General features: G+C 67.8%; 2 protein-coding genes. Both read left to right on the forward strand.

The genetic code is table 11. The features are described from left to right. Positions 1–1,068: thiamine pyrophosphate-dependent enzyme (locus U1700_RS14420; protein WP_332753387.1), on the forward strand; the 1,068-nt coding region annotated here is incomplete at its 5' end. Further along, the coding region (locus U1700_RS14425; protein ID WP_332753388.1) for an FUSC family protein at positions 1,065–1,564 on the forward strand (500 nt) is incomplete at its 3' end. The genes U1700_RS14420 and U1700_RS14425, both read left to right, overlap by 4 nt.

The following is a 1,564-nucleotide window of genomic DNA, read 5'->3' on the forward strand; positions in this document are numbered from 1 at the left end:
GTGGCGCTGGCGGAGGCGCTGAAGGCGCCGATCGTCCATGCGTATCGGGGGAAGGAATGGATCGAATACGACAACCCCTATGATGTCGGCATGACCGGGCTGATCGGCTTTTCATCGGGCTATCATGCGATGATGGAATGTGAGACGCTGCTGATGCTCGGCACCGACTTTCCCTATCGCAACTTCTATCCCGAAAAGGCGAAGGTGGTGCAGGTCGATCGCGACCCGAGCGCCTTAGGGCGGCGGGTGCCGCTCGACCTGGGTGTGGTCGGCGACGTGGCCGAGGTGGCGCGCGGCCTGATCCCGCTGATCGCCAGCGAGCGTGACGGGCGTTTCCTGGACAAGGCGCGCGCGCATTACCGCGATGCACGCAAGGGTCTGGACGACCTCGCCACGCCGCGCGATGGCGACAAGCCGCTGCATCCGCAATTCGTCGCGCGCACGATCGACCGGCTGGCGAATGAGGATGCGGTCTTTACCGCCGATGTCGGGACGCCCGCGGTGTGGGCGGCGCGCTATCTGACGATGAACGGAAAGCGGCGGATCATCGGATCGTTCAACCACGGATCGATGGCGAATGCCCTGCCCCAGGCGCTGGGCGTGCAGGGGGCCTGCCCGGGGCGACAGGTGGTGTCGCTGTCCGGCGATGGCGGCCTGACCATGTTGATGGGCGACATGCTGACCGCCGTGCAGATGAAGCTGCCGGTCAAGATCGTCGTCTTCGACAATTCGACGCTGGGCTTCGTCGCGCTGGAGCAGAAGGCGGCGGGCTATGTCGATGACAATGTCTCGCTCCAGAACCCGGACTTTGGCGCGATCGCGCGCGAGATGGGCTATTTCGGCGTGCGTGTCACCCGTTCGGACGCGCTGGAGGGGGCGCTGCGCGAGGCGTTCGCGCATGACGGCCCCGCGCTCGTCGATGTCGTGACCGAGACGCAGGAACTCATCATGCCGCCCAAGATTCAGGCGGAGCAGGTCAAGGGGTTCAGCCTCTATGCCGCGCGCGCGGTCCTGAGCGGGCGCGGCGACGAGGTGCTGGAGCTGGCGCGGGCCAACCTGTTCCGGTGACACCGCCGCCCGCCTTGCGCGACTGGGTGACGACGCATGTCTCAGGCGAGGAGACGGTTCGCACCATCGCCTTCGTCGCGCGCTGCACCGGCGCGGCGGTGCTGGCGCTCGATATCGCCGACCGGCTGCACCTCGACCATCCCGTGTGGGCCAGCGTGTCGGCGCTGGTCGTCTCACAGGACCGGCTGGGCGACACGCATCGCTCGCTCGGCTGGCGGATCGTCGCGACGCTGATCGGGGTGGCGGTGGCGCTGCTTGTCGCCTTCGCCATGCCCGGCGTCGGGGCGGTCGCGAGGCTGGCGGTGGCGGTCGGCATCACCGCCGCCATCGCCCGCATCCGCACCGAATTGCGGGTGTGCATGTGGACCTCGGTCATCGTCCTGCTGACGGTGCCGCCGGGTGGAACGATCCTGATTTCCGCGCTCGCCCGCGCGCAGGAGGTGCTGCTGGGCGTCGCCATCGGTGCCGCTCTGCACTGGAGTTTCGAGCGGCTGCT

It is taken from the genome of Sphingomonas sp. RB1R13, from assembly GCF_036663775.1.
In the GTDB taxonomy this organism is placed as follows: domain Bacteria; phylum Pseudomonadota; class Alphaproteobacteria; order Sphingomonadales; family Sphingomonadaceae; genus Sphingomicrobium.